Origin of the sequence: Uliginosibacterium sp. TH139, assembly GCF_002855595.1 — a bacterium.
GTDB classification, from domain to species: Bacteria; Pseudomonadota; Gammaproteobacteria; order Burkholderiales; family Rhodocyclaceae; genus Uliginosibacterium; species Uliginosibacterium aquaticum.
Genome location: NZ_PKRR01000003.1, coordinates 579,947 through 600,361, shown reverse-complemented (window position 1 = coordinate 600,361; position 20,415 = coordinate 579,947). Strand labels below are relative to the sequence as shown.

At 64.8% G+C, this 20,415-nt stretch carries 21 protein-coding genes; 5 read left to right on the top strand and 16 right to left on the bottom strand.

From position 1 onward, the window contains the following. Positions 1 to 10: 10 nt before the first annotated feature. The 8 genes from C0V76_RS09835 to C0V76_RS09800 all read right to left on the bottom strand — a co-directional run bounded on the left by C0V76_RS09835 (position 11) and on the right by C0V76_RS09800 (position 7,456). Positions 11 to 475 (bottom strand): hypothetical protein, encoded by a 465-nt coding sequence (locus C0V76_RS09835; protein WP_101942208.1) that lies wholly within the window; start codon positions 473 to 475, stop codon positions 11 to 13. Between the two features lie 12 nt (positions 476 to 487). Beyond that, a complete protein-coding gene (locus C0V76_RS09830; protein ID WP_101942207.1) occupies positions 488 to 1,348 on the bottom strand; it encodes an SPFH domain-containing protein in 861 nt (286 codons plus the stop codon). Positions 1,349 to 1,403: 55 nt separating this feature from the next. Beyond that, positions 1,404 to 2,006, bottom strand: a complete 603-nt coding sequence (locus C0V76_RS09825) for a DUF4125 family protein (RefSeq protein WP_101942206.1) — start codon at positions 2,004 to 2,006, stop codon at positions 1,404 to 1,406. A gap of 136 nt (positions 2,007 to 2,142) precedes the next feature. Continuing rightward, positions 2,143 to 3,876: a DUF4037 domain-containing protein gene (locus C0V76_RS09820; protein WP_101942205.1), complete on the bottom strand. Its 1,734-nt coding sequence runs from the start codon at positions 3,874 to 3,876 to the stop codon at positions 2,143 to 2,145. Positions 3,877 to 3,968: 92 nt separating this feature from the next. After that, positions 3,969 to 5,468, bottom strand: a complete 1,500-nt coding sequence (locus C0V76_RS09815) for an AMP nucleosidase (protein ID WP_101942251.1) — start codon at positions 5,466 to 5,468, stop codon at positions 3,969 to 3,971. A gap of 61 nt (positions 5,469 to 5,529) precedes the next feature. Then, positions 5,530 to 5,889: a YbaN family protein gene (locus C0V76_RS09810; protein WP_173893984.1), complete on the bottom strand. Its 360-nt coding sequence runs from the start codon at positions 5,887 to 5,889 to the stop codon at positions 5,530 to 5,532. Positions 5,890 to 5,897: 8 nt separating this feature from the next. Further along, positions 5,898 to 7,244 carry a chromate efflux transporter gene (chrA, locus tag C0V76_RS09805; protein ID WP_101942204.1) on the bottom strand — a complete coding sequence of 449 codons (1,347 nt, stop codon included), beginning with the start codon at positions 7,242 to 7,244 and terminating at the stop codon, positions 5,898 to 5,900. Further along, entirely contained in the window at positions 7,241 to 7,456 is a 216-nt protein-coding gene (locus C0V76_RS09800; RefSeq protein ID WP_101942203.1) for a VF530 family DNA-binding protein, read from the bottom strand. The genes chrA and C0V76_RS09800 overlap by 4 nt, the downstream gene beginning before the upstream one ends. Before the next feature lie 87 nt (positions 7,457 to 7,543). Between C0V76_RS09800 and C0V76_RS09795 the strand changes: the two genes are divergently transcribed. After that, the gene (locus C0V76_RS09795) at positions 7,544 to 8,404 is read left to right on the top strand and encodes a M48 family metallopeptidase (protein WP_158239200.1); all 861 of its coding nucleotides are present in this window, start codon (positions 7,544 to 7,546) and stop codon (positions 8,402 to 8,404) included. 10 nt (positions 8,405 to 8,414) lie between these two features. On the opposite strand, the gene C0V76_RS09790 is transcribed toward C0V76_RS09795, so the two are convergent. The 3 genes from C0V76_RS09790 to C0V76_RS09780 form a co-directional block, all read right to left on the bottom strand. Beyond that, positions 8,415 to 9,461 (bottom strand): YbjQ family protein, encoded by a 1,047-nt coding sequence (locus C0V76_RS09790; protein WP_101942201.1) that lies wholly within the window; start codon positions 9,459 to 9,461, stop codon positions 8,415 to 8,417. Positions 9,462 to 9,470: 9 nt separating this feature from the next. After that, on the bottom strand, positions 9,471 to 9,785 hold the full coding sequence (locus C0V76_RS09785) for a YbjQ family protein (RefSeq protein WP_101942200.1): 315 nt from the start codon (positions 9,783 to 9,785) through the stop codon (positions 9,471 to 9,473). Between the two features lie 65 nt (positions 9,786 to 9,850). Beyond that, positions 9,851 to 10,468, bottom strand: a complete 618-nt coding sequence (locus tag C0V76_RS09780) for a cation transporter (protein WP_101942199.1) — start codon at positions 10,466 to 10,468, stop codon at positions 9,851 to 9,853. Between the two features lie 100 nt (positions 10,469 to 10,568). Here C0V76_RS09780 and cadR point away from each other — a divergent pair, with 100 nt between their 5' ends. After that, positions 10,569 to 11,039, top strand: coding sequence for a Cd(II)/Pb(II)-responsive transcriptional regulator (gene cadR / locus C0V76_RS09775; protein WP_101942198.1), 471 nt, complete (start codon positions 10,569 to 10,571; stop codon positions 11,037 to 11,039). Here cadR and C0V76_RS09770 read toward each other — a convergent pair. Further along, positions 11,024 to 11,527, bottom strand: a complete 504-nt coding sequence (locus C0V76_RS09770) for a DUF1993 family protein (RefSeq protein ID WP_101942197.1) — start codon at positions 11,525 to 11,527, stop codon at positions 11,024 to 11,026. The genes cadR and C0V76_RS09770 overlap by 16 nt on opposite strands. A 142-nt stretch (positions 11,528 to 11,669) precedes the next feature. On the opposite strand from C0V76_RS09770, the gene C0V76_RS09765 reads away from it, so the two are divergent. After that, entirely contained in the window at positions 11,670 to 13,256 is a 1,587-nt protein-coding gene (locus C0V76_RS09765; RefSeq protein WP_101942196.1) for a YdiU family protein, read from the top strand. A 3-nt stretch (positions 13,257 to 13,259) separates the two neighbouring features. Here C0V76_RS09765 and C0V76_RS09760 read toward each other — a convergent pair whose 3' ends face one another. Both C0V76_RS09760 and C0V76_RS09755 read right to left on the bottom strand, forming a co-directional pair. Continuing rightward, positions 13,260 to 14,153 carry a glycosyltransferase family 9 protein gene (locus tag C0V76_RS09760; protein WP_158239199.1) on the bottom strand — a complete coding sequence of 298 codons (894 nt, stop codon included), beginning with the start codon at positions 14,151 to 14,153 and terminating at the stop codon, positions 13,260 to 13,262. 98 nt (positions 14,154 to 14,251) lie between these two features. Then, positions 14,252 to 15,856: a methyl-accepting chemotaxis protein gene (locus tag C0V76_RS09755; protein WP_101942194.1), complete on the bottom strand. Its 1,605-nt coding sequence runs from the start codon at positions 15,854 to 15,856 to the stop codon at positions 14,252 to 14,254. A 200-nt stretch (positions 15,857 to 16,056) separates the two neighbouring features. On the opposite strand from C0V76_RS09755, the gene C0V76_RS09750 reads away from it, so the two are divergent. After that, positions 16,057 to 17,535 carry a diguanylate cyclase gene (locus tag C0V76_RS09750; RefSeq protein ID WP_143707391.1) on the top strand — a complete coding sequence of 493 codons (1,479 nt, stop codon included), beginning with the start codon at positions 16,057 to 16,059 and terminating at the stop codon, positions 17,533 to 17,535. A 265-nt stretch (positions 17,536 to 17,800) separates the two neighbouring features. On the opposite strand, the gene C0V76_RS09745 is transcribed toward C0V76_RS09750, so the two are convergent. Beyond that, a complete protein-coding gene (locus C0V76_RS09745; RefSeq protein WP_101942192.1) occupies positions 17,801 to 18,715 on the bottom strand; it encodes a diguanylate cyclase domain-containing protein in 915 nt (304 codons plus the stop codon). A 106-nt stretch (positions 18,716 to 18,821) separates the two neighbouring features. Continuing rightward, a complete protein-coding gene (yciA, locus tag C0V76_RS09740; protein WP_101942191.1) occupies positions 18,822 to 19,265 on the bottom strand; it encodes an acyl-CoA thioester hydrolase YciA in 444 nt (147 codons plus the stop codon). A gap of 139 nt (positions 19,266 to 19,404) precedes the next feature. Here yciA and C0V76_RS09735 point away from each other — a divergent pair, with 139 nt between their 5' ends. Beyond that, positions 19,405 to 20,394 carry a succinylglutamate desuccinylase/aspartoacylase family protein gene (locus C0V76_RS09735; RefSeq protein WP_101942190.1) on the top strand — a complete coding sequence of 330 codons (990 nt, stop codon included), beginning with the start codon at positions 19,405 to 19,407 and terminating at the stop codon, positions 20,392 to 20,394. Positions 20,395 to 20,415: the final 21 nt, after the last annotated feature.

Genomic DNA, 20,415 nt, shown 5'->3' with positions numbered 1-20,415 from the left:
GCGTGGGGACTTAGTGCGGCCTGGCGCGCCGGGCGGGCGGAATGTTGAGCACCCCGGCGCCGTCGATGCGCAGTGCTTTGCCGAGCCGCACGGTTTTCACGGTGACGCTGAATTCCGGCCAGCCCCTGCCTTGCAGTTCGACATAGCCGGGCGCTGGGCAGCGCCGCAGCTCGAAGCCCTGCTCGGGGTAATCCTGGGCATCAAGCAGCAGATCGAAACCCCAGCCGAGTTCTGGGTCTTGTTGCAGACCCTCAGCCTGCTTGGCGCGGTAGGCCTTGCGCAAGCCTGGCGAGACGAGTGGATTGGCATCGAGCCAGGCCTCGACGGGTTGGCTGCTGCTGCCCAGAAACACGGCATCGTTGTAGGCGAGATAGCCCTGCATGAAGCGCAGCGCAAGGGCCGCTTCTTCAGGGCAGGCTGCCTGCGCCGGCAGGAGGGCGAGGCTGCAGGCCAGGGCGGAGATGAATCGCTGCATGCTGCAGGGCGCTTACTTTGGTGAAGGGATGTTGATCAGCGGCGTGCTGCTCATGTTGGCCGGGATTACCACGGTATGGGCCGAGCCTTTCTCGGCGAATTTGGCCAGGGCCTGATTCACTTCGTGCTGCAGGTATTCGCGGGTGAGCGAGCCGGAAATGATGGCCTGGGCCTTGGCGATGCCTTCGGCTTCGGTGATCTTGATTTGGGCTTCGCGCTTGGCGATTTCGGTCTGGATCGTCATGGCTTCGAGGCGCTTCTGGTTGGCCACGGCGGCGCGGATCGATTCTTCGATGGAAGGATCGGTCATCACCGAGCGGATCACCACGCGTGACACGGAGAACACCTTCGGGTCATTGGCTTCGAGCTGGGCCTGCACATTCTTGTGCATGGCTGCGGCGATTTCGTCGCGCTTGGTGTGCAGGATCAGCGAATCGACCCTGGAGACTTCCTCATAGGCCGCGTTGCGCACCAGACGCGAGACCAGACCGTGGGCGGGGAACCACACGCCGCTCTCCTCATCGCGGGTGGACTGGTTGGCGTACTTGGCCTGCAGCTCGGTGATGCCGCCGGGGGCGACGTGGTAGTAAATGGTGATGTCCATGTCGCGCAGGCTGAGGTTGTCCCGCGCCTTGGGCGTGAGGTCCTGCACGTCGATGGCGATTTCCTTGGCAGTGAATTCCTGCACCTTGGAGATGAAGGGCCATTTCATGTAGATACCGGGCGGGATCTCCTCCGGCGAGATCACGCCGAGCGTGGTGCGGATGCCCACGTTGCCGGTGCCGATGGTGCCAAACACGCCGCTGAACGCGAAAAACAGGATCAGGATCAGGAAAAAGAAACTGCCGAGCCTGGACAACCATTGCGCTTGCATACCGCTCTCCCTCTGTGAGTGTTCTGTGATCCGCTCAGCCTACCACCGGGGTGTGTTACCCCAGCTTCTGCTCCGCCGCAGCCAGGCTGGCGTAGCCGTACAGTCGAGCGGTGTGCTCCATGGTGACAGTGGTGAGGTTGCGGCCTTCTTCCTGATACTCCTCGACCATGCGCAGGTAGGCGCGCAGGGTGTCTTCCGAGTAAGTGCCGAGCTCGCCACGCAGATAGGTTTCGAACGAAGTCCCTTGCGGGCCATCCTCCTCGCTGCGGATCAGGCGGGCCTGATCAGACATGCGCGGCCACTCACGCGCGAAGGTTTCGCGCCACTCAAGCTGGGCTTCGATCACACGCTCGATGGTGCGCTGCTGCCAGGTACTCAGGGCCGGCAGCAGATGGGCGAAGGCGGCGTATTCGGCCGGCGCGGTGTAGGCCATCATGCGGGCGTATTTCTCCTGCACCAGATTGCGGCCCACTTGCGCGGCGCGCTTGAGATCGGCGTAGTAGCTGGCCAGCGTGGCGGAATCCCAGGCGAGGAACTGGCTCTTGCGCATGATTTCAAAGGTCTCGAAATTATCCTGGCAGTTGGCGCGGCCGCCTTCGTTCTGCACCTTGTCGAAGGCCTGCCATTCGAGTTGCACGATGTCGTCGATGAGGCTCATGGGGTTTCCTGTGAGTGTCCCGAGGTGAGGCTGAGGCCGCACGCATGGATGACGAAGTGACGTTGGCCCTATTGCGAAGCTTGCGTAGGGCGGACTTCAGTCCGCCGCCACGCGTGGTGTGCGGCTAAAGCCGCACCTACGGGTTGGCGAGAATGCTGTCGACATGTGCTTCGAGATAGGCCTCGCCTGGCTGACTGAAGCCTTGCACGATGATTTCCTGCAGCACGGCGGCGCAGATTTCTTCGATCAGCGGCGTGGCCTCGGCGGCCAGGGTCTGCGCCAGTTCTGTGAGTTGGCCGTGCAGCGCCGCGAGTTTGGGCAGGCTGCCCACGCTACGCACCAGCCACTTGTCTGCCGGGGTATAGCGCCGGTTGAGCACATGGATCGCGGCGCAGGCCTGGCGGATGAACTCGGCCTGCGCCATAAGCGCAGCGGCCGGCTCGCCACGCTTGATGGCGCGCGGCAGGTTGTACTGCCCGCTCTGTGCCATTTTCGCTACGGCCTGGGCGAGCTTGCGTCGAACAATGCCATCCGGGTAGTGGGCGGCGAGTGCCGCGCGGATGCGGCTGAAGTCACCGGTGGGGTCGGAGAAGACTTCGCCATTGGTGGCGCAGGCCAGCAGCGGCTCCGGAATCTGCAGCCAGTCCGCTTCGGACTGCGGCAGCTCGGCCGCACCGAGAAATTCGCGGTAGAAGCTGGAAATGCTGAACACGCCCACGCGCTGGCCGCTGCGACGGCCGGGTCGGCGCGCCGGAAAGCCGGCGAACTCAGGCGGCAGGCGCTCGTAGTCGGCCTGCAGCTGTTTGCCCAAGGCGGCATAGTCCTCATCCGTGAGCCAGAGGCAGAAACCGGGGCCGAAGTCGTGATCGCGGGACTGTTCGTCGTCGAAGCCGAAGCACTCCGAGCCGTGACCGACCAGACCCACGGCAATGCGGTGGGCGATCGGCGCGTAATCGGCCAGCAGGGTGCCGCGCATCGCTTCGTAATACTGCCGCGCGAGTTCCAGCCCCTTGAGTTGCGGGCGCAGGGCGGCGGCGACCTGCTGCGCCTCCTTCCGCAGGCTTGCGCTGCGGGTCGGGTCGGAGGCTTCGATAACCACCGCGAGGCTTTCCAGCATGTCGGCATAGGGCTGGTTCTTGCCGAAGCGCGCCTCGATCTCGCGCAGGGCGCGTTCGTACAGCGCGGCGGCTTCAGCCGTGCGCCCTTCCTTGAAGCACACCTCGCCCAGCGCCGCGATGGCTGCGGCGTGATGGCCGCTGGGGCGCGGCAGGGCGGCGAACAGCCGGTCGGCCTCTTCCAGCGCAGCACGCGCTTCGGCGAGCTGGCCCAGACGCACGCGCGACTGCGCAAGATTGGTGAGGCTCACCGCCACATCGTGTTCGGCGCCCGGATTGCTGCGGCTGATCGGCAGCGCGGCTTCGAGGAATTGGATCGCGCGGGCGTGATCGCCGGCTTCCTGCCAGGCCAGCGCCAGGTTGTTGTAGAGCGTGGCAACCAAAAAGGCGTCCTGCACGCCCAGCGCGAGGAACTGTCGCCCGACTTCCTCAAACAGCTCGATGGCGCGCTGGAACTGGCCGTCTGCCCGCCAGGCGGTGGCGACGTTGAGCAGGGTGGTGGCGTAGTGCACGCTGTTCTTGAGGCCCAGTTCTTCGAGCAGGCCCAGCGCCTTGCTGGCCGCAGCGAGCGAATCCTTGAAGCGGCTGGTGCTGCGGTAGTAGCCCATCAGCTCATTGAGCAGCGAGAGCACCGCGCCCTTGTCGCCCTCGGCTTCGCCACGCGCGATGTGGTCCAGCATGAAGGCTTCGACCTGATCGTAGGCGCCGCGCTGGAAAAGGCTGTCGAGCTGCTGCAGGACCTGCTGGATGTCCATCGGTGAATCCTCTCTGGAGTTTCCGACAGCCTAGCAAGGAGCGGGTATTTGCGGCTGGTCTCAGATCAAGTCCAGCCGCCAGGCAGGCAGTCTTACTGGAAGGCGACTTCGGCGAAGCTCCGCAGCTTGCGGCTGTGCAGCGCATCCGGCCCGCGCTCGCGCAGGATCTCCAGCGCCCGGATACCGATGCGCAGATGCTGGTCGACGCGCTCGCGGTAGAAATTGTTGGCCATCCCAGGCAGCTTGATCTCGCCATGCAGGGGCTTGTCGCTCACGCAAAGCAGGGTGCCGTAGGGCACGCGGAAGCGGAAGCCGTTGGCGGCAATCGTGGCGCTCTCCATGTCCAGCGCCACCGCACGGCTCTGCGAGAAGCGGCGCTGCGGGGTGTTGTCCGGCAGCAGCTCCCAGTTGCGGTTGTCGGTGGTGGCCACCGTGCCGGTGCGCAGGATGCTCTTCAGCGCCGGGCCCTGCAGGCCGGTGACGTCGGCCACGGCGGATTCGAGGGCGAGCTGGATTTCGGCAAGCGCCGGAATCGGCACCCAGATCGGCAGGTCTTCGTCGAGCACATGGTCCTCACGCACATAGGCATGAGCCAGCACATAGTCGCCCAGCGCCTGGGTGGTGCGCAGGCCGGCGCAGTGGCCGAGCATGAGCCAGGCGTGCGGGCGCAGCACGGCGACGTGGTCGGTGATGGTCTTGGCGTTGGCCGGGCCAACGCCGATGTTGACCATGGTGATGCCGCTGCCATCGGCACGCACCAGGTGGTAGGCCGGCATCTGCGGCAGGCGCGGCGGCTGTTTGCCGAGCGCATCCAGCTCGCCTGCCGGCTCGCCGACGCGGCGCGTGATGACGTTGCCTGGCTGCACGAAAGCGAGGTAGGGGCTGGCCGGGTCATTCATCGCCTCCAGCCCCATGCGCACGAATTCGTCGATGTAGAACTGGTAGTTGGTGAACAGCACGAAGTTCTGGAAATGTTCGGGCGAGGTGCCGGTGTAGTGGCGCAGGCGCTGCAAGGAGTAATCCACGCGCGGGGCGGTGAACAGGGCCAGCGGATGGGCTTCACCGGGCGCAGTGGCATGGGTGCCGTTGGCAATGCCGTCGTCCATCACCGAGAGATCCGGCAGATCGAAGAGATCGCGCATCAGCATGCGCCGTTCGGCACTCATGCTGCCTTCGATGTGGTCATAGTCGCCAAAGGAGAAATGCACCGGAATCGGTTGCGAGCTGATGCCTACTTCCAGCTCCACATCGTGGTTTTGCAGCAGCAAACGGAATTGGTCGAGGAAATAGCCGGCGAAGAGGTCCGGTCGGGTCAGGGTGGTTTCGTAGTGCCCGGGGCCGGCGACGAATCCGTATGACAGACGCTTGTCAGCGGTACGCGCCTTGGCCACGGTACTGGTGTGGATGCGCACGAAGGGATAGCAGGCGCGGGCGCGTTCCTCTTCGGCTTCCGGCACGGTGCCGGCTACGTATTGCTGGAGGGCTTCGCGCAGGTGGTTGATGCTGGCGTTGTAGATCAGCTGAACCTGGGCCAGCGCGGCATCGGCATCGGTGAAGCGCAGCGGGGCAATGAAGGGCGGGCGATGGGGCATGGTGTTTTTCTCCGTGATATTCCAGTCTGGATCAAGCATACCGCATGCCGGGAGATCGTTTTCAGCGCTCCGGCCGCCGCCACAGCCAGATGGCCACCGTCAGCATCACCAGTGCCACGCCGAGGGTGATCAGGCGCGGGGCGCCGGAGAAATACATCAGCCCGGCGCTGGCCGTCATCATGATCGAGGCGGCCCATTTTGCGCGGCGAGACATTGCACCGTGTTCACGCCAGGCGCGGATGCTGGCGCCCCAGCGTGGGTGATTCAGCAGCCAGGCTTCGAGCGCCGGCCAGCCGTGCCCGGCCGCCCAGGCCGCCAGCAGCAGGAAGGGCACGGTGGGCAGGCCCGGCACGAAGATGCCGATGAAACCCAGCAGCAGCGTGCTACCCGCGAGCAGGCGCCACAGGATCAGAGCCAGCATCCGGCGCATCAGAGGAGGCCTTTCACGAGCAGGCCGGCCAGGGCGCAAAGACCGATCACGCCCATGACATTGGCTTTGTAACGCAGCAAGGCCACTGCAGCCGCCAGCGCAATCAATGCAGCTGGCCACTCGAAGCCCACACCAAAGCCCTGCGGCCACAGCACGTGGTACGCGAAGAACAGCGCCAGATTCACGATGACCCCCACCACGGCCGCGGTGATCGCAGTGAGCGGAGCGGTGAAGTGAAGAGCATCGCGGGTCGATTCCACCAGCGGAGCGCCGGCGAAGATGAACAGGAAGGACGGCAGGAAGGTGAACCAGGTGGCCAGGCACGCGCCGGCCAGTGCCGTGAACACGATGGCCGGGCCGGACAGGAAGGCACCTGAGGCCATCTGCGTGCCCTCGTTCCAGCCGCCGACGAAGCCGACGAAGGCCACCACCATGATCAGCGGACCCGGTGTGGTCTCGCCGAGCGCCAGCCCGTCGATCATCTGGCTGGGGCTGAGCCAGCCGTAGTGCAGCACCGCGCCCTGATACACATAGGGCAGCACCGCGTAGGCACCGCCGAAAGTCAGCAGCGCCGCCTTGGTGAAGAACCAGCCGGTCTGGCTGAAGAAGTGTGTCCAGCCAGCGAAAGCCACCAGCAAGCCCATCGGTAGCAGCCATAGCACGGCGCCCAGGCCGCAGATCAGGATCAGGCGGGGCCACCGGAAACGCGCATGCTCCGGTGTGGGCGTGTCATCGTCGATCAAGGCTGGGCCGTAAGATTTTGCCGCGCCAGCATGACCGCCACCGGTGCTGAAAGCTGCGGGCTGCAGGCGCCCGCCAAGCCAGCCCAGCGCTGCCGCGCCCACCACGATGGCCGGGAAGGGGACATGCACTACAAATATCGCGATGAAAGCCAGCGCCGCAATGCCCCACAGCCAGCGGTTGTGCAGGGTGCGCCCGCCGATGCGCCAGGCCGCCTGCAGCACGATGGCGCACACCGCCGGTTTGATCCCGTAAAACAGCCCTGCTACCAGCGGCTGCTGGCCGAAGGCCATGTAGAGCCATGACAGGGCGATCAGGATCAGCAGCGAAGGCAGCACAAACAGCGCCCCCGCCGCGATGCCACCCCAGCTGCGGTGCATCAGCCAGCCCAGATAGGTGGCGAGCTGCTGGGCTTCCGGCCCCGGTAGCAGCATGCAGTAATTGAGCGCATGCAGGAAACGCTTCTCCGAGATCCAGCGCCGCTTCTCCACCAGTTCGCTGTGCATGATTGCAATTTGCCCGGCCGGCCCGCCAAAGCTGATGAAGCCGAGCTTGAGCCAGAAGCGCAGGGCGGTGAAGAAAGGGATGCTGGCGGGCAGATTCAAGCGAAAGTATCCAGATACAGGTTTTCGACCTGAGTGCGGGCCCAGGGGGTCTGGCGCAGGAATTTCAGGCTGGACTTGATGCTCGGATCGAGGATGAAGCAGCGCACTTCAATGCGCCGGCCGAGTTCTTCCCAACCGTAGTGCTCGACCAGGCGAGTCAGGATGAATTCGAGCGTGAGGCCGTGGAGCGGATTCTTGGGCTGCGGATGCATGAGGAGGGGATGGAGCGCTGGTGCCGGCAGCGGAATGCTCCGGCGTTCCGCGCTAGTATGCCAGCACCCTGTTTCGCTAGGACCACCATGCGCTATCGCAATGCCGCTACCCGCCGACCCGATCCTCAAGATGCCGCCCGTGGTGAGCACGGTGAGCTGCTGCGCCTGCTCCTGAGCGTGAGTCTGATCCTCGTGGCCTGCCTCTTCGCGGCAGATCGGCTGGCCGTGTGGCTGGCGCCGCACTTACCCTTTGCGGCCGAAGTGCAGCTCGCCGAGAGCCTCAAACTGGATCGCCTGGCGCCCACTCTGGGCGGCGGCGCCCCGGGGCCACAGGATGCGGCGATCCAGCAAGCCCTGCAGCAACATGCCGGGCGGATAACAGCCAGCCTGCAGCTGCCGCCCCAGATGCCGATCCAGCTGCATTACGTGGCGGGGGATACGGTGAATGCTTTTGCTACCCTGGGCGGACATGTGTTCGTGTTTCGCGGCCTGCTCGAAAAGCTGCGCTACGAGGAGGAACTCGATGCCGTGCTGGCTCACGAAATCGGCCATGTGGCGAATCGTCACATGGTGCGCCAACTCAGTCGCGGGGTGATGACGGCCAGCGTACTGGGCCTGATCGGCGTGCGCAGCCCAGCGCTCAATCAGTGGCTGATCGGCGATGTGCAGCAGTTGCAGATGCTGGCCTATAGCCGTGAGGCTGAGCGCGAGGCGGATGCCACGGCGCAGCTCGCCAGCCAGCGCTTGCACGGTGGCAATCAGGGCCTCGTGAAGCTCTTCGAAACTTTTACGGCCCTTCAGGCTGAGCGCGGCGTGCGCGCACCGGCTTGGCTGCAGAGCCACCCGCTGCCGGCCGAGCGGGCGGAGCATGCGCGCGCCGCTGGGCAGGATGCGGCACGGCTCACGCCGCTGAGCGGAGCACTGGCCTTGGGGCGAGCCGAACCGTGAGCTTGTTTTTTCAGTGCTGTGCCGAGTACCAGGCCTCGTACTGCGGCCCGAGCGGTCGCAGGTCGTACTGCAGCACGCCCAGTGCGCCGCGCAGCACGGTGAGGTGTACCGGGCTGCCTTCAGGCTGGGCCGCCCAGTAATCGGCGTAGTCGTAGAAGTAAAGCTCCGGCAGGTCTGCTGTCACCGGCTGCAGCAGGCCTTCGCTGGCGACCTTGTACGCTACCTGCTGCGGGCCGTGGCTGAGCAGGCTGTTGAGGCGCAGCACGCCGAAATAGAGCGTGGCCTGCAGGGCGGGAATCGTCAGCAGGGATAGCACGATGGCACTGGACCACGGTGTCTTCGCGCGGCGGGCCCACAGCAGCAGGGCGAGGCCAACAATGCAGGCCAGCATGAAGAACAGCGCCGTCGGCGCACCATGGGCATAGCGCCACTGATGCGTGAAGCGTGCGTCGCCGATGAGTTCGACAAAGGCATAGATCACCGCTGCTACCAGCGCGAGCAGCCAGGCACGCGTGAAGCGGTGTTTGAACAGGCTGAAGTTCTCCGGCGACGCCAGCGCCGGTCCTGTCCGATAGTGGGCGCGGCTCTCGGCGACCGAGCCTGTCGCGAGGACGAAGGCGGTGCCGACCGCCAGCACTTCCACCTGGGTGGCTTCGCCACCCCGGCTGTTGGAGATGCGGCTGGTGGTGATACGCACGTTGAATACGTGCTTAGCCCCGCGCGCCTTGGCCGCCTGCTTCAGACGGACCATGGCCTGGCGACGACCGCGTTCCAGCAGCTGTTCGTAGGCGCGGTAGTTGCCGCCGACGATCTTGCGCAGGCCGGCCACGAAGAAGCGGAAATAGTCCGACGCGATCACTGCACTGCCGGTGACCAGCAGCGGATCGAGCACTTGGGCGGAGGGCGGCGGATAACGTGTGGCGAAGACCAGCACATCGGCCACCGCATCTTCCTCGGCGGCGAGGCTGCGCAGATGGGCGCGCTCGTTGCGGCGGCCGCGCCAGTAGCCGATGGTCACCAGCACGAGGAAAACCCCGAGCTTGATCAGCAGTTCCATGACGTGGGCTTACTCGAGGATGACGGCGGTGCCGTAGGCGAGAATCTCGGCGGCGCCGGTGGTCACGGAGGTCGTGGTGTAGCGGATGTTGAGCACCGCGTTGGCGCCCATTTCCTCGGCCTGCGCCACCATGCGGTCGGTGGCCTGCTGGCGCGCCTCGACCAGCAGGTCGGTATAGGCCTTGAGTTCGCCGCCAACGATGTTCTTCAGCCCGGCCATGATGTCGCGCCCGGCATGTTTGCTGCGCACCGTGCTGCCTTCGACGATGCCCAAGTGTTCCTTGATGCGCCGGCCCGGCACGATTTCCAGATTGCTCAACAGCATGTCAGCTCCTGCATTCAGATGTGGGGCGCACCTTGCAGGAACATGCCGGGCGGGTCAAGTCGGGATCAGGCGCTGGCCAGTTCCTGACGTGCCTGGCGCAGTACCGAGAATCCACCGGACAGCGCCAGCCCGGCCATCACCAGGGCCACGGCCAGATCCGGCCAGGCACTGCCGGTGCCGAACACGCCGGCCGCGGCGAGCATCACGGCGATGTTGCCGATGGCATCGTTACGGCTGCACAGCCACACCGAACGCATGTTGGCATCCCCTTCGCGAAAGGCGTAGAGCAGCAGAGCCACGCCGGCGTTGGCGGCCAGCGCGATGAGGCCGATTACGCCCATGGTCAGCGGTTCTGGCGGAATGCCCTGCCAGGCGGACCCGCCCGCGCGGAGCAGCACGAAGACGCCGAAGGCCGCCATTGTCGCGCCCTTGAGCCAGGCTGCGCGGGCGCGCCAGACGAGGCCCAGTGACAGCACTGCCAGCGACAGTGCGTAGTTCGCCGCATCACCCGCGAAGTCGACCGCATCGGCCCACAGGGACACCGAGCCGGAGCTCAGACCGCCAATGATCTCGACGCCGAACATCAGCGCATTCACCCACAGTGCGATCCACAGCGCACGGCGAAAGCGCGGGCTCGGGGCGGTGCTGGTGGAGCAGCTGGTTTCACAGGAACAGCAGGCCATGAGGATTTCCTTGCAGGGAGGTTGAGGAATGACTGGATTCAACACCCTGTAGTCACTTCAGGGTCAAGCCTTTAGTATCACCGCCTGCAAGGAGCGAAACATGAACACTATCTGGCGCATCGGCGAGCTGGCCCGGGCCACCGGGATCGAGGTCGAAACCATCCGTTACTACGAGAAAACCGGCCTGCTGCCGCCCCCGGCGCGCCAGGCCAATGGCTACCGGGCTTACGCGGCTGCGCATCTGGAGCAGCTGGCCTTCATCCGCCATTGCCGTGCGCTGGATATGAGCCTCGCGGATATCCGCCGCCTGCTCGATTTCCTGGAGCGGCCACAGGCCGATTGCGACGATATCAACCTGCTGGTCGACGCGCAGTTGTTGCGGGTGCGCGCCCGCCTGGCCAGCATGCAGGCGCTGGAGCGGCAATTGATTGAGTTGCGCGGGCGCTGCGCCCAGCCGCATCAGGTGGCAGACTGCGGCATCCTGCACGAGCTGGTGGCCGCCGCGCATGGCGAGGCCTGTGCCTGCCATGCGCCCGGCACGGAGCCGCCGGTGGCTCAGGCGCCGAGGTAGTCGCGCTTGCCGATCTCCACGCCGTTGTGGCGCAGGATGTTGTAGGCCGTGGTGACGTGGAAGTAGAAGTTCGGCAGGGCATAGCCGATCAGATAGTCCAGACCCTTGAACTGCAGCTCGCGCGGGCCGGCCTTCACGGTGATGTCACGCGTCTCCGAGCCATCGATCTGCGCAGCCGGGATGGTTTCGATGAAGGCAATGGTCTTGGCGATGCGCGCGTGCAGTTCAGCAAGCGTCTGCTCGTTGTCCGCGTAGCTCGGCACTTCGACGCCGGCCAGGCGGGCAACCGTGCCCTTGGCGAAGTCACAGGCGATCTGCACCTGGCGCGTGAAGGCGAACATGTCCGGGAACAGGCGACTGGCCAGCAGTACGGCCGGATCGATTTTCTTGGCTTCGGCATGGGCTGCGGCCTTGGCGAGGATGGCGTCGAGCGCCTTCAATTGGGCAATCAGGCGCGGGCTGCTGGCGACGTACATCGAAATGCTCATGGTTTTCTCTTTTGAAGTTCCCGGAGGGCGGACCTGAAGCTTAGCGCATCGCCGACAGGCTTCCGACCTTACTCAGGATGTGGCTGAAATCTTGCTCTAAAACCGTAGACTGAATGACTGAGCCTCTCGCCGTAAGCCTCCCATGCCTCTGCCTGCTGATCTTGCTGCCCTGACTTTCGATCACCGTTTTCTGCGCACCTTGCCGGCCGATCCGCTGGATCTGCCACAGCCACGCACGGTACAGGGGGCGGTGTATTCCTTCTGTGCGCCAACTCCGGTGGCCGCCCCGCGCCTCCTGCACTGGTCGGCCGATTGCGCGGCCCTGCTCGGGCTCAATGCGCTGCCCGTCGATCCGCAGGCGGCGGCGGGAGTCTTCGCCGGCAATCGCCTGCTCACCGGCAGCCAGCCCTATGCCACCTGCTACGGTGGCCACCAGTTCGGCAACTGGGCCGGCCAGCTGGGTGATGGCCGCGCCACCCTGCTCGGCACGGTGATCGGCGCGGACGGGCTGCGCCTCGAAGTGCAGCTGAAAGGGGCGGGGCTGACGCCTTACTCGCGCCATGCCGATGGCCGGGCGGTGTTGCGCTCCTCGATCCGCGAATATCTGTGCAGCGAGGCCATGCACCATCTGGGCGTGCCGACCACCCGCGCGCTGTGCCTGGTCGGCACGGGAGAGGCGGTGCTGCGCGACATGTTCTACGACGGCCGGGCACGCGAGGAGCCCGGCGCCATCGTGACCCGCGTGGCGGAGAGCTTCCTGCGCTTTGGCCACTACCAGCTGCCGGCCGCGCGCGAAGATCTCGGCCTGCTGCGCCAACTGGTCGATTACACGATCACGACCCACTTTCCGCAGCTCGGAAGCCCCTCGCAGGAGGTCTATCTGGCCTGGTTCCGGGAGGTCTGCGAGCGTACCGCGCTCCTGATGGCGCACTGGCTGCGGGTGGGCTTCGTGCACGGCGTGATGAATACCGACAACCTCTCGGTGCTGGGCCTCACCATCGATTACGGCCCGTATGGCTGGCTGGACGCCTTCGAGCCCGGCTTCACGCCCAACACCACCGACCGTGGCGGGCGCTACGCCTATGCCGAGCAGGCCCGGGTGGCCGGCTGGAACCTGAGTTGCCTGGCCAATGCACTGCTGCCGCTGGTGGGCGATATCGGCGCGCTGGAGCGTTGCCTCGATGCCTATGGCGAGGCTTTCGAGCGCCACTATCTGGCGATGCTGCGCGACAAGCTGGGCCTGCCGCAGGAGGGGCCGGCGCAGCCGGACTTCGAGCTGGTCAGCGCGCTGTTCGCCTGCTTCGCGACAGTCGATACAGACATGACAATCTTCTACCGCGCGCTGGCCCGTATCAATGCGGATACGGAACGCGAAGCAGCGCTGCAGATTCTGGCTCCGGCCTTCTATGCCGAGCCTTCCACCCAGGCGCGCGAAGCCTTCGCAAACTGGCTTGGCGCCTGGCAGGCGCGGATTGCCACTGCGCCGGAAGCGGCCGCCGCGCGCGTGGCGCGCATGCATGCTGCCAACCCCTGGCTGATCCCGCGCAACTGGTTGGCCCAGAGCGCCATCAAGGCTGCCGAAGCGGGGGACCTGAGCGTGCTGGAGCGGCTCATGACGGCGATTCGCCAGCCTTACACGGAGCAGCCCGAATTTGCCGATCTGGCCGGCCGGCGGCCGGACTGGGCACGTAACGAGCCCGGCTGCTCGGCCTTGTCCTGCAGTTCCTGAGGGTCAGCCGGCAGTAAGGGATTTCCAGGCAGAAAGCCGGGCCATGACCGCTTGTTCGACAGCGGCATAGCCCGGTACGCAGTCGAACTGCTCCCGGCTGCCATTCTTCCGGCACTGCCCCGATGCCCCGCAATAGCTGTCGCAGTGACCTGTGGCATAGGTGATCCGGTGCATCGGGTTGCCCTGGCGGTAGATGGCTCGGTGGCTCCAGGCGATCGAGCTGCCCAGTACCACGATCTCGGCATCTGTCGCACCTGCGAGTACGGAGAGGCCGTTCTGGCCAGAAACGAACAGGCGGCAGCGATTGATGGTGTGGAAGGCCTGATCGATGCTCTGGCGGTTGGTGAGATCCGTGCAGCCTGCAAGCGGGCGTGAGGTTTTCATTAGCCGGTCCGCCTGGCTGTAGCTGTCCTTGCCGATCACGGCCACCGAATGGCCCTGTTCGAGGATGCGGTCGGCCAGGCGTTGCCAGCTCTCGTGCGGCCAGCTGCGGGTGATCCAGGTTTGCGAGGTGTTCAGGACCACATCGAAGCGCTCGGCCTGGTCGGCCTCCAGCGGGAAGTACTCCAGCTGCTTCTCGTCAAAATCCAGCGTACCGAGCCGCAGCGGGATGCTCATGAAATCGAAGGTGTCGATTTTCTGGTGATGACACCACTCGGTGTCGAACATCTTGATGACCCTGCGGGAGGAGGCATACAGCTGCAAGGCTGTGCCATCGCCGATGGGGCTGGCCGTTTTCACATACGGAGAGTTCCTGAACAGGTCAGGATGGTGAGTGAAGATGTCCAGCGTGATCGGCTCGCCCCAGTTCTTGAGCAGGCTTTTCAGGACCGGAATGGCAAACAGGCAATCTCCCAAGCCTTCGCAGGTCAGATATACCCCGATTCGTTCAGCCAAAATCATCTCCAGAGTTTGAATACAGGTATCGGCCAAGCATGAGCCGCTGGAGATTCTAAAGGATGCGGCGGCGCCGACGGGGCACCCAAAAAACAGGCTCAGAGCTTGTAAGCGGACACCACGCCCTGCATTTCCCGTGCGAACTGGTCCAGCTCATTCGCCAGGGAGGCGCTGCTGCGTGCTGCGGCGCTGCTCTCTTCAGCCCTCTGGGCGATCTTTTCGACATGCACGGCGATGCTGTTGCTCGCTGTGCTCTGTTCGCGGATCGCGCTGGAGATTTCTTCCACCATGCTCTGCGAGTTGTTGCTGCCTTCGCTGATGCGGTGAATGGCCTGGCTGGCAATGCCGGCACGCTCCACACCCGCTTCGACCATGCTGACAGCCTCTTCCATGCTGGTGGCAGCCTCTTGGGAGAGGTTGCGGATGGCGCTCACCATGCTGCTGATCTCGGTGGTTGAGCTGGCGGTGCGTTCGGCGAGCTTGCGCACTTCGTCGGCCACCACCGCGAAACCACGGCCCTGTTCGCCGGCACGGGCAGCTTCGATGGCGGCGTTCAGCGCCAGCAGATTGGTCTGGTCGGCCACTTCCTTGATCACCGAGACGATCGAGGAGATCTGGTCACCATGTGCTTCGAGCTCGCGGATACGCGAGGACACATGACTCACCGAACGCGAGATGGCGTTGATGTCGCTGACTGTTTCGTCGATCACGCGGATGCCGTCGTGGGCCAGTTTGCCGGATTCCTGGGCCAGATCACGTGCTTCGGTGGAGCGGTCGCTCACATGGTTGATGCTGACCGTCATCTCCTCGATGCCGACGGCCATGCCGGAGGCTGAATCGCTCTGCAAGGCTGCAGCGTGCGCCACTTGCCCGGCGGTGTCGCTCATCTGGCTGGAGGAAGTGCTGATTTTGTCGGCATGACCGGCAATCGAAGAAAAGCTGGCATTGAGCTTGGTGAGCAGGCGATTGAGTGCATTCGACACGGTGGCGATCTCGTCCTGCCCATTCACCTGAGCGCGTACCGAAAGATCCAGATCCCCTTCAATTTTCTGCATCGCCTGCTGGATGTCGTCGAGCGAGCGCTTGATGCCGCGAATCACCGAGAAGCTCAGGCCGCCAATCATGGCCAGGGCGAGGAGGATGATGGCGAGGGAGATCAGCATGTCGCGCCGGGCATCTGCTTCAGCGGTTTTGGCCTCCCGGCTGGCCGAGTCGATGTTGAACTCGATGTGTTCATCGAGCAGCTTCGAGAACTGGGCGCGCTTGGCGCCCATTGGCCCGGACATCTCGGGTGCGCTGCCGCTGGCGCGGGCTTTGGTGATGAATTCGGCAAGTAGTCCCAGATATTCCTTGACCAGTCCGCTGGTCACCTGGAAGCGTTCCTTGCCCTCGGCAGTCTGGATCAGCGCTGCGTAGCCGGCCATGTCTTGCTTTACGCGCTCGGCTCGTTTTTCCATGTCTTGCTCGATCTGCGCCTTGACGGCGGGATCCGTGCTGAGCGTGTGGCGGAACAGGCCGATGGCGATCTGCTGCTGCTCCGAGCGCACGTTGTGAAGCAAGTTCAGGCCCGGAATGGCGCGGTTGTTGATGTCTTCGAGCGTTGCGGAGCCTTCCCGGGCGGCGTACAGACCGGCTGCGCCCACCAGGATCAGGGCAGTGGCTGCGCATAGGGCCAGGATGATCAGCTTGCGGGCGATGGACATGATTTCTCTCTGTGGGGGCGTTGGGGGGCGCTCATTCAATGCTGTACGGCATCCGGCGGAGGCTTCTTGAACGTACGTTTGCCGCGATGGCCCGGCTCACGGCCCGGCGCCGCAGGAAAACCCGCACAGGTGGGCACGCAAGATTTGCGTTGGCGTGACGTTAAGCGTGGGATAGCGCCGTGTACGGCATTCAGGTTCTCATGCCTCACTCTGTCCAGATCCATCATTCCGCCCCCTCCATCCTGCGTCGCGGGCTATGGCTGTCGATGTTCGCCCTGTTGGCCGTGATGTGGGGCCTGGTGCTGGTGTTTTCGGGGATGTATCGCGATCGCCTGTTGGCGTCTTCGACGCGGGAGCTGGAGCAGCTCAACAGCGTGGTGACCCAGCACACTCTGGCTTTGTTGAAGAGTGTTGAAACCGATCTGCGGGTTGTGGATCTCTGGCTGCAGGCCCATACGGGTGCCGATCCGCTGACAGACCCGACTTTCCTTGCGCTGCTTGCGGAGCTGCGGCGCCTCTCCGGCGATCTGATCGATCTGCGTCTGCTTAGCAGCGATGGCACGGTGCATCCTGGGGCTGAGGTCGCAGGAAGCGCGCTGGTGAATGTCAGCGACCGTGATTACTTCAAGGCCCAACTGGGGCGCGGCGAGCGCCGCCTGTACATCGGCAGCCCGGTGGTGAGGCGTACGACGGGAAAATGGGGCATCCCGATTTCCTGGCGTCTCGAAAACGAGCGTGCCGGGCTGAAGATGGTGGTTGCTGTGGTCGAGCTTGACCGGCTGATCAAACCGCATGAGCAATGGCGTCTCAAGGAGCAGGGCGGCCTGCTGCTGGTGCGTGCGGATGGCCGTCTGTTGTCGCGCGCGCCAATGGATCTGGCCATGCTTGGAAAGGATGTCAGCAGCTCGCCGAACTTCCCGCGTTTCCATACGGCGGAGCGGGGGCATTTCGAGTCCGATGGCCGCTTCAGTGATGGCGTGCGGCGCATCGTCAGCTTCGAGCATTTGCCGGACAAGTCCCTGTTTGTCGTGGCAACGCGTGGCTTCGATGAAACGCTCGAACCCTATTTCGCCACCCGCCGCCTGGTGTTCACGGTGGCCGGCGTCCTGAGCGTGCTGGCGCTGGCTTTTGCCGGATTCATGCACCGCATCCAGCGCTCTCTTTTCAAGGCCCAGCACCATATCCAGCGTCTGGCGATGGAGGATGAACTGACCGGGGTGATGAACCGGCGTGCCTTCTTCCTGCAGGCTGGGCGTGAGTTTGCGCGGGTGAGCCGGGCAAAGGGCCGGCTCAGCCTGCTGATGATGGATATTGACCATTTCAAGCAGATCAACGATCGCCATGGTCATGCGGTGGGGGATGAGGTGCTGGCAGCATTGCCCGCGCTGTGGACACAGGCCCTGCGGCGTGGCGATCTGCTTGGGCGCCTCGGGGGTGAAGAGTTTGGTGTGTTGCTGCCGGATACCGGGCCGGAGGGGGCGGCCGAGATCGCCGAACGCCTGCGTGCCCTGAGCGCACGCTCGCGGCCGTCCAGCCGGGTGGCCGCCCTGGAGGTGACGATCAGCATTGGCGTGGCCAGCGGCACGCCCGCCGATACCGACTGGCAGGCCATCCTGGCGCGTGCCGATGCGGCGCTCTACCGGGCCAAGGCGACAGGGCGCAACCGGGTCGAAGTGTGATTCAAGCCTGCTGAGTTTGGGGATGCGCAGGTTTTCGTGCCCGCACCTATCGTTGCGTGATGACCACCGCGTGCGTCCGGAGCTGGTGGAACGTATCGACCCGCCAGGCCGCAGTCGTCTCCTGTTTGCAGAAAAATCCGCAAAGCACTCCGTTAACGGTGCTCAGGGCGGCATTGGTTGTCTGACCATTTAGCCTTGGAAACGCACAAGAGGCTGTGTGTGCCATTCAAGAGGCTGCGCACCCGGCATGTGCGAGCTGGCTGAATCAGGACAGGCCCTTGAGCAGCGCGCTGAGCAGGTCCGGCTCGGTCTGGGCCCATACCACGCGATTCTGGCCGCGCCGGCGAGCCCGGTAGAGGGCGACTTCGGCTGCCTCGAGGAGCATGGCTTCGCTGATGTGGCGTAGCCCTGGCGTCCCATCGGCCACACCGATGCTGACGCTAAGTAAATATTGCGGGCCGGCGGCAATGTGAAGGTCCTCAATTTCGGCGCGCATGGCCTCAGCGATCCGGCGCGCCTCGGTGCCGGGCGTGTCGCCCAGCAGCACGACAAACTCGTCGCCGCCGTAGCGTGCCGCCAGATCGGTGGGCCGGCGGGCGTGTTCGCGCAGGAGGGCGGCAATGGCGATCAAACATTCATCGCCGATGCGTGTGCCGTGAAGTTCGTTGATCGTGCGCAGGTGATCGGTGTTCAGCATGAGCAGGCTCAAGGGCTGTTTCTGGCGTCGGGCGCGGCCCAGCTCAGCGCTGAGGCTGAGGGCGAAAAGCTGACGCGTGGCCAGGCCGGTGAGCGCGTCGTGCTGCAATTGCGGGCTGTGGAGAACGCCCAGCACGACTTGCCCTGCGTACTCGATGCGCCAGGCCTTGAGGTGGTAGTAGTCGTGCGCCTCCGGGCCCTTGCTGAAGTAATCCTGGCTGAAGCCTTCGCCCCCTTCTTCCGCCAGCCGGCGTAAACCTTCAGCGGTAGCACCGGCGCTGCGGTCACCGCCGCCGGCCGCCGCATTCAGCAGCGTGAGGTAGTTCTGCCCTGGCCAGGGTTGGTCCGGTGCGCTGCTGACGCGTGGGCTGAGATGCCAGGCCGGATTGGCGAAAAGGATCTCGCCGCGTGCGTCAAGGAGCAGCGCCGGGGCTTCCAGGGACTCCAGAAACAGGCGAAACAGCTGTGGATCAAGCGGAAGCATGGCGGGCTCGCGGAAGGCTGCACATGCTCTGCTATAGCAGTCGCCCCCGACCGCCTCAAGGCGGACGGCCCAGAGGTTCGCGCATCTGGCGGGTGGGCGGCCGACCTCAGGCGGCGGCTATGGCCGCGATGGCCGCTTCCAGCTCCGGGTTGTGTTCGCGCGGGATCACACGTGGGCGCTTGTCGGCGCCGATCGCGACGTAGCTGAAGGTGGCTTCGGTGACGCAGAAGCGCTCGCCGATCTGTTCGCCGGTCACTTTCTTGACCCATACCTCCACTTTCACCTTCAGCGAGGTACGGCCGACGTGCGCACATTCGCCATACACGCAGACCACATCGCCCACTGCGACCGGGCGGTGGAAGCTCATCGCATCGACGGCCACCGTGACGATCCGGCCGCGTGACAGCTCCTTGGCCAGGATGGCGCCACCCAAGTCCATCTGTGACATGAGCCAGCCGCCGAAGATGTCGCCGCTAGGGTTGGTGTCGGCCGGCATGGCCAGGGTGCGCAGTTGCAGGCTGCCGCGCGGGGTACGGGTCAGGTCGTTCATGGAAAGTGTTCCTGTGTGGGGGGCAGGGGCATTATGCCGCGAGCCCGATCTGGCCGGGGTGATGATGCTGATAGCCCGCTGCACATGGCTTCCTGCGACAATACGTGCCCGCTGAATCGATCTTCATCCGGAGTTCCCCATGAGTCACCCCGTCCACACCCAGCCTTCCACCACCGCCTTGCGCGTGCATAGCTTTGCCGGCCTTGAACCAGGCCCGAAGCTGCTGGTGCTGGGCGCCGTGCATGGCAACGAGGTGTGCGGCTCGCGCGCCATCGAGCGCCTGATTGCCGAGTTCGATTCCGGTGCGCTGAGCCTCAAGTGCGGCACCCTGACATTCGTGCCGATCACCAATCCGCTGGCCTACCACCTCAAGCAGCGCATGGGTGACCGCAATCTCAACCGCAACCTGCGCCCCACCGCCGAGCCGGTCGACTTCGAGGATCGCATCGCCAATGCGCTGTGCCCCCTGCTCGAGGCGCATGACGCGCTGCTCGATCTGCATTCCTTCCACACCGGCGGTGAGCCTTTTGCAATGCTTGGCCCGCAGGACAATTCCGGCTCCCTGGAGCCATTCAGCCATGCTGCGCAGGAGCAGGCGCTGGCCGTGCGCCTGGGCGTGCGCCGCATCGTCGAAGGCTGGCTGGACACTTATGCGCGTGGCGTGGCCCGCCGTCTCGCCTACCCGGACGCCAGCCTGCGCGCGCAGATGCTCAGCACGGATCCGAGCTATGGCGTGGGTACCACCGAATACATGCGCTCCAAGGGGGGCTACGCGATCACGCTGGAATGCGGTCAGCATGAAGATCCGGCGGCACCGGAAGTGGCCTATAAGGCGATCCGCAATACGCTGGCCTTGCTGGGGCTGATCGACGCACCCGTTCCGGCGCCGCACCCGGCGCCGGAACTGCTGCGTCTGGTGGATGTGATCGACCGCATGCACCCGGACGACCGTTTCGTGAAGGAATGGAAGAGCTTCGACCCGGTCGAGGCGGGCGAGGTGATCGGCATCCGCCACGATGGCACGGAGGTACGTGCGCAGGGCACCGGCTTCATCGTCTTTCCGAACCCGAAGTCCCTGCCCGGCAACGAGTGGTTCTACTTTGCCCTGCCGAGCGATCGGCCGCTCTGAATCCTGCGCAGGCTGCCATGC